12 protein-coding genes are annotated in these 5,607 nt (G+C 52.3%); 5 read left to right on the forward strand and 7 right to left on the reverse strand.

The window, feature by feature from the left end:
- The coding region (locus AK963_RS24730; RefSeq protein WP_202969855.1) for a phage portal protein at window positions 1-492 on the reverse strand (492 nt) is incomplete at its 3' end.
- A gap of 24 nt (window positions 493-516) precedes the next feature.
- Between AK963_RS24730 and AK963_RS24735 the strand changes: the two genes are divergently transcribed.
- On the forward strand, window positions 517-732 hold the full coding sequence (locus tag AK963_RS24735; RefSeq protein WP_066018057.1) for a hypothetical protein: 216 nt from the start codon (window positions 517-519) through the stop codon (window positions 730-732).
- 2 nt (window positions 733-734) lie between these two features.
- Here AK963_RS24735 and AK963_RS24740 read toward each other — a convergent pair whose 3' ends face one another.
- Genes AK963_RS24740 through AK963_RS24750 form a run of 3 tightly spaced genes read right to left on the reverse strand, consistent with a single transcriptional unit; the run spans window position 735 to window position 3,275 of the window.
- Entirely contained in the window at window positions 735-947 is a 213-nt protein-coding gene (locus AK963_RS24740; RefSeq protein WP_066018058.1) for a phage head-tail joining protein, read from the reverse strand.
- Window positions 940-2,787 carry a phage terminase large subunit family protein gene (locus AK963_RS24745; protein ID WP_066018059.1) on the reverse strand — a complete coding sequence of 616 codons (1,848 nt, stop codon included), beginning with the start codon at window positions 2,785-2,787 and terminating at the stop codon, window positions 940-942. The genes AK963_RS24740 and AK963_RS24745 overlap by 8 nt, the downstream gene beginning before the upstream one ends.
- Window positions 2,784-3,275, reverse strand: coding sequence for a uracil-DNA glycosylase family protein (locus tag AK963_RS24750; protein ID WP_066018060.1), 492 nt, complete (start codon window positions 3,273-3,275; stop codon window positions 2,784-2,786). Before AK963_RS24750 ends, AK963_RS24745 begins: the two co-directional genes overlap by 4 nt.
- 142 nt (window positions 3,276-3,417) lie before the next feature.
- Between AK963_RS24750 and AK963_RS33570 the strand changes: the two genes are divergently transcribed.
- Genes AK963_RS33570 through AK963_RS24765 form a run of 4 tightly spaced genes read left to right on the forward strand, consistent with a single transcriptional unit; the run spans window position 3,418 to window position 4,739 of the window.
- Window positions 3,418-3,591 (forward strand): DUF6900 domain-containing protein, encoded by a 174-nt coding sequence (locus AK963_RS33570; protein ID WP_175404631.1) that lies wholly within the window; start codon window positions 3,418-3,420, stop codon window positions 3,589-3,591.
- A 19-nt stretch (window positions 3,592-3,610) separates the two neighbouring features.
- Window positions 3,611-4,075 carry a DUF3489 domain-containing protein gene (locus tag AK963_RS24755; protein ID WP_066018065.1) on the forward strand — a complete coding sequence of 155 codons (465 nt, stop codon included), beginning with the start codon at window positions 3,611-3,613 and terminating at the stop codon, window positions 4,073-4,075.
- Window positions 4,072-4,404 carry a hypothetical protein gene (locus AK963_RS24760; RefSeq protein ID WP_066018061.1) on the forward strand — a complete coding sequence of 111 codons (333 nt, stop codon included), beginning with the start codon at window positions 4,072-4,074 and terminating at the stop codon, window positions 4,402-4,404. Before AK963_RS24755 ends, AK963_RS24760 begins: the two co-directional genes overlap by 4 nt.
- Window positions 4,405-4,409: 5 nt before the next feature.
- A complete protein-coding gene (locus AK963_RS24765) occupies window positions 4,410-4,739 on the forward strand; it encodes a hypothetical protein (RefSeq protein ID WP_139117640.1) in 330 nt (109 codons plus the stop codon).
- 83 nt (window positions 4,740-4,822) lie between these two features.
- On the opposite strand, the gene AK963_RS35885 is transcribed toward AK963_RS24765, so the two are convergent.
- The 3 genes from AK963_RS35885 to AK963_RS24780 all read right to left on the reverse strand — a co-directional run.
- Window positions 4,823-5,017, reverse strand: a complete 195-nt coding sequence (locus AK963_RS35885; RefSeq protein ID WP_066018063.1) for a hypothetical protein — start codon at window positions 5,015-5,017, stop codon at window positions 4,823-4,825.
- Window positions 4,999-5,373: a 3TM-type holin gene (locus AK963_RS24775; protein ID WP_083232878.1), complete on the reverse strand. Its 375-nt coding sequence runs from the start codon at window positions 5,371-5,373 to the stop codon at window positions 4,999-5,001. Before AK963_RS24775 ends, AK963_RS35885 begins: the two co-directional genes overlap by 19 nt.
- A partial coding sequence (locus AK963_RS24780) for a peptidoglycan recognition protein family protein (RefSeq protein ID WP_175404632.1) occupies window positions 5,370-5,607 on the reverse strand: 238 nt, incomplete at its 5' end. The genes AK963_RS24775 and AK963_RS24780, both read right to left, overlap by 4 nt.

Below are 5,607 nucleotides of genomic sequence, written 5' to 3' on the forward strand. Positions count from 1 at the left end.
GTAATCCCAGGGAACAAACTCCGCTTCCAGTAGCTGCACTTGCAGAGGCACGCTGAGTCCATCGGATGGTTTCCGAGGCCTCAGTCGGGCAAAGCATTCACCGGCTTCCAGCATGGAACGCACTGCCAGTGATTGCTGGCCATAAAAGTCCAGCTGACCATCCGCATCGGATTCATCGGACCAATCCAGAAACAGTGCCTGCAGGTTTTTACGGAACGGATCATTGCTCGCTTCAGACTTGGGTTTGATCCCGGTCCCCACAATATTGGCTACCAGATTTTCCAGCCCGGATGCCGCCCAGGGATCATTGCGAATCGCTGCTCGTGAACGATTGATTAACGTCCCCAGATTACCAGTCAATGTGTTATTCGGGCCGGAGGATGGGGCTGACCAACTCTGGCTTCTCCGCCCACGCCCAGCGGAGGTGTAGGCCAGATTTCGGATCGTTTTCGATGATGTCTGCAACCATTTCTGTCGTATCCAGTCAAACAAGGGTGTCCGTCCTCGCAGTAAGAAATGGAGTGGTTGATTTTGAAAGCGGTGGTTATTTCAGTCCTGATTTTGGGCTGTTTTCTGATGATGGCTAACCTGGCACCCTGCCTGTTGAGTAACCCACAGGGCAACGATAAAAACGACCCAAGAAAGCGGACCGCCGATCAGATCCGGCAATCCATCACAACGCTGATTGTTTTGCTCATAGCGCTGGTGATGGTCCTGCATTTCTGGCGGTAAGATCAGATGCCGCGTCGGGAATAGACGCCATACTGGCGAGGCCGCTTCTGCTGTTTCGCCAGTTCCCGCTCAATGGCCTGCAGTCGCCTTTCCATCTCACCGAAGCTGGCGTATTCCACTTTGCGCCCCTCAAATTCCACGGTGCGGGTTTCCCGCAGCAACACGGCTCGTTTCAGGGCCTGGTATTCAGCATCGGTAATCATGGGTTTATCCATTGAGGTAGGTACTGCGAGAGATTCGACGATTGCGATTCACGGCGATATCCGCTGGTTCTTCTTGTTCTATCTGCACTTCCGGCTCTGGCCGTTGTGCTGCCAGCTGTTCCAGATCCAGCCCTCGATGTTGCTGAAGGATCCTGACAGCCGTCAGGGCATAGACCCGGCAATCGAGTGCCTCGTTGCGCTTCTTTTTGGCATCCCATTCAAAGTAGGCAACGCCGTGCTTGTATTTACGTACCTTCTCTTCTGCCGTGGCCTGCTTGAAGTAGTCCTCATCAAAGCAGTCCGCAATGGGCCAGTGGCAGTAGCCTGCGCCAGGCTCAAGAATACGGTAACGCTGGTAGATCAACTCTTTTGCGGTATCCGTTCCTACGAGAGTGAGATAGATGCCTTTCTTGTTCTTTGTCTTTGGGAAGGTCGCGATGGGTTTACCCGATTGAGATGCTCCTTTGATCGGTATTAACCAGTCCGTCCCATGCTTTCTGGAAAAGGCGTAAACCTCATCGGTGAAGTGGCCACCGGAATCCATACAAACCTGAGCCAAATTCATTAACACGCCATCATGGCGTCTATATGATTGCCGTAACTTTCCGGCCAGAATATTCCAGATATCCGGACGGGAGAGGTCACCATAGAGCCGGACGTAATCAATGGACCAGCTCTCTTCTCCGGCTCCCCAGCCCACCACTTCAAACTCCACTCGATCATCCTGCACATCAATGCCACAGGTCAGTACCTCAACCGGCCAGGGCACTTCTGCCGGATAGTGCTCACGACGCTGGTAGAGCAATTCATGATCCACCGTTTCACCGGCTTCCTGCCAGGTCTGGCCAAGTACCGTATTGGTCCAGTCTTTGAGAAGAATGGGATTGTCTTTAGCTGCCAGAAAATCGGCAACGGCATCTTGCCAGCTGTACCAACCGTTAGGGCTGTAGAGCGAACTCAGGTGGTAACCACGAATTTTTCCGTTAGCTTCCGGGTTCATCGCTACCCACTGACCATTACCCAGAAGTTTCGGTTTATCATGTTCTCCCATCCGATGCTGACAACTCACACATTCAAAGCACGCGGTCTCCGGATCCTGATCCTCAAACCGGATCTGCTGCCACTCAATGGGCTGCATGTGATTGCACTTCACACAAGGCACATGGTATTGCCGCTGATCACTGGCCAGGTAAGCCGCTTCGATCTTGCTGGATCCAGCAATATTCGGTGTGGATACCATCAGAATCTTACGGTTACGGGAAAACGTCGCCGTCCGTTTAATCGCGAGATTGATCGGACTGCCTTCACCGTCCACATCATCCTCATAAGCATCCACTTCATCCAAAAACAGAAAGCGAGCTGGCATGGAACGAAGCCCGGTGGCCGAGTTGGCACCGGTGATGATCAGTACGCCGTTGGGAAACTCCTTCACCATCTGGGTGTTGCCGGAATCCCTGGAACGGGGATCTTTTACCAAGTCCCTCAGCACCGGCATGGCCTCAATCATGGGTGCGATCCGCTGCTTGGAGGTTCGCTTGGCCATATCCAGTGTGGGCAGCACATACATCATTGGCCCCGGAGTATGGTGAATCACATAGCCAAGCACATTATTGCCTGCTTCAGTTCCTCCGGTTTGAGCGCCCTTCATAAACGCCACCTGCTCTACCGGTGATGACGGTGACATGGCGTCCATAATCTCTCGGAGGTAAGGAGTTCTTGCCGTTCTCCAGCGCCCCGCTTCCTTGGCAGACTTCATGGGCAAGATGCGATGCTCATCCGCCCACTCGGAAACTGTCAGGCGGGTATCCGGTTTTAGTCCCGCAAAGAATCCATCAAAGTAGGGAGATCTCATTGTTGACTCAACTCATGCAGAATGGATTCAAGTTCTTCCATCAATAATTGCCTTACTTTGACAGGATCCTCTTCAGCAGCGAGGACGTCAGAGAGTCGATCAGGTATGCCAAGCAACGAATCCCGGACAATTCTGCCAGCCCTGAACGCTTCTGCCTTGACTTTGGAAGCATCGGTCAGCTTGCCAGCCTTCTCTTCATACTCCATCTTGGCCATTTTGGCTTTGAAAGCTTCGCGCATGGTGCGAGCAGTAACAAAATCCACCGCCTGTCGAGAATCGGTTGGGGATGCAGGAAGTATTGTCCCGTTTTGCGACTTGGCACGCAGTTCTGTGGAAGGCTCTGATTGGGCTTTTATGGCAGCCAGTGCCTGTTCCGGGTCAACTTTCCCGTTGACCAGGGTAATCTTTCCGGATTTGACCAGTTTGCCTACATACTGCCGACTCCAGCCTTGACGTTTAGCGAATTCTGACTGTGAAAGTAGCGCCATAACCTCGCTTGCCCCCTGTATTCCCCGCCAGAGCCCGATCTATCCTCCTAGCAATTGATAATTATCCGCTTTCTCTTGATAACCAACGGTTATAGAGCCTAACTGTACATAACAAAAACAAATCAACCGAAAGGACAACCGAATGAACAAACGCACCGAAAAAGCCCTGACAGCGATCGCCAAAAACAATCGACTGTTCGACACCCTGAGTGAACGAAAGACGTCCGAAGATTTCAATGAAGTCGCTGTCTGGTGTGTCCGGAAAGCCCTGGAAGAGGCTTACCAGCAAGGATTCAAAGATGGAAAAAAGCAATAACCACAAAAGGAGAAACGCCATGAAAAACGACAAAGTCACCCCAGCTCAAGAAAGCGTTCTGCAGCAAGCCGCTAAAACCGGAACCCTTCAGGCTTCTGATCTCACCATCAAAGGTGGAGCCCGAAAAAAGGTATTGGAGAGCCTGACCAGCCGTGGTTTTCTGATTGTATTGAAAGAGCCCGATACCTACGACATCAGCCCACAGGGCAAAGCCGCCATAGGCCTTGAAGATAAGCCTGCCCCAAAGGACAAAGGCAAGATTCGTACCGGTACCAAACTGTACACCGTGATTGAACTGCTGGCCCGACCTGAAGGCGTTGCCATCGAAGAGATCATGCAGCAAACCGGCTGGCAGAAACACACCGTTCGGGGAACGCTGGCCGGAGCCTTGAAAAAACGACTAGGGCTGACCATTGAGTCGGAAAGGCCGGAAGGCCAGGACCGAATTTATCGAATCACTGCCGGGCTGGAGGCCGTCCTATGAGCACACGGTCGCGCATTGCGGTGCTGCTGGCAGACGGCAGCTATCGCTCCATTTATTGCCACTTCGATGGGGATCTGGTTGGCCAGATCCTCAGGGAGTATTTCCCCACAGAACATGATGCCCGGGTGTTAGTTGATCTTGGTGATATTTCCTTCATCACCAAAGACGGAGCCAAATCCTACAAAGAGATGGGTGATTCCTGGCACCTGGTGAAACCCAAACGCAGCACCGACTTACAGGCCCTGACAGTGTTGGCTTATGACACCGGCGCTGAATACCTGCACTACTGGCAGGAAGGTCAATGGCACACCATTCAAATGAGCTGGTAATAACAATGAATCACCCCATCCTGTTGGCCGTTGAACTCTCCAACGGCCATTTTATGTCCTGCTGGTTACTGCATCCGGATCGAAATACGCTGAACTATCTCAATCGCTGGTATCCGGAAATGTACGACGCTATTTTTCTGATTGAGTTGGGCAACCTGCACTCCATTCAGCGAGCACGAACCATGGCCATGCATCGGGACTGGGGAGAGTTCTGGACAGATCATCAACCTCGATTTTCCCCTTCCAAGAAGCATTTAAGAGCACTGACTCGCAGCCTGAAAGTGTCAACCGCTTTAATCAATGCCAACGGCCGATGGGAGCCTCATCAGAGTTGACAAGAGGATAACCTGATTGACAACGGAACCCAGATAAATTCTGGCTTAAGCCATTTTTTGTCAACCTCTGTCAACCCCGATTTTCACTCTGTCGCTGGCGAAACCTCGCGCTGTTGCATACCCGCATTAGCTAAAGGTTCGCAGGGTCCCTCCGCCTTGCAGGAAGCCAGTAAAGACAGGGCTTTCAGAGCATCAAACGGACGATACCGAACTTTTCTGAATCGGTGCAAAACCACAGCTACACGACACATAACCTTTATCACCTGCTTTGCGTCCATGTTCTCGCCACCTTCTCCACACCACGACTGGCAATGTAACCACCAATGCCCAGCTGGATAATGCTGAACAACTTCAGCTCAACCTCTGCACTGAGATCAGGGGCCGCCCAGCCCATCCAGCGACACACAACCAGTGCCGTGAACACCAGCATCACAACCGGACGCCAGCAGCGTTGCAACCAGCTCTCGCCCTTGGCTTCTGTATTGATGACACCCGCCTGATGCTCCAACTCTTCAAGCTCACCGTTCAACATCATCTCAGCTAGCTGTGCTTTAGCTTCACTTGCTTTGTTCGCATCAGGGAACAGCTTATCTATGACCATCCCAACCAAGGGAACCGCAGCCGCCCAACTCACAGATCAACTCCCTGCAGCCCTTCCTGGTAGAGCCATACTTCAACGGGAAAGCTTGGGCAGGCTTTGTGTTCGCTGTAGTGGTTATGACCCCGTACTTCCACATCAGAGTACAGAGCCTGGTGACCAGCAATCAGCAGCTTCAGCATTCGCTTCTGCAGTGGGGTAAAGTTATCTTCCGGCTGGTTGTTGTTATCCAATCCACCGACCAGGCAAATGCCCACGCTCTCATGGTTG

It is taken from the genome of Endozoicomonas atrinae (genome assembly GCF_001647025.1).
Classification (GTDB): Bacteria; Pseudomonadota; Gammaproteobacteria; order Pseudomonadales; family Endozoicomonadaceae; genus Endozoicomonas; species Endozoicomonas atrinae.

Coding starts and splice junctions, on each gene's coding strand:
- AK963_RS24735 (WP_066018057.1), top strand. CDS start 517: ATGGAGTGGTTGATTTTGAAAGCGGTGGTTATTTCAGTCCTGATTTTG.
- AK963_RS24740 (WP_066018058.1), bottom strand. CDS start 947: ATGGATAAACCCATGATTACCGATGCTGAATACCAGGCCCTGAAACGA.
- AK963_RS24745 (WP_066018059.1), bottom strand. CDS start 2,787: ATGAGATCTCCCTACTTTGATGGATTCTTTGCGGGACTAAAACCGGAT.
- AK963_RS24750 (WP_066018060.1), bottom strand. CDS start 3,275: ATGGCGCTACTTTCACAGTCAGAATTCGCTAAACGTCAAGGCTGGAGT.
- AK963_RS33570 (WP_175404631.1), top strand. CDS start 3,418: ATGAACAAACGCACCGAAAAAGCCCTGACAGCGATCGCCAAAAACAAT.
- AK963_RS24755 (WP_066018065.1), top strand. CDS start 3,611: ATGAAAAACGACAAAGTCACCCCAGCTCAAGAAAGCGTTCTGCAGCAA.
- AK963_RS24760 (WP_066018061.1), top strand. CDS start 4,072: ATGAGCACACGGTCGCGCATTGCGGTGCTGCTGGCAGACGGCAGCTAT.
- AK963_RS24765 (WP_139117640.1), top strand. CDS start 4,410: ATGAATCACCCCATCCTGTTGGCCGTTGAACTCTCCAACGGCCATTTT.
- AK963_RS35885 (WP_066018063.1), bottom strand. CDS start 5,017: ATGGACGCAAAGCAGGTGATAAAGGTTATGTGTCGTGTAGCTGTGGTT.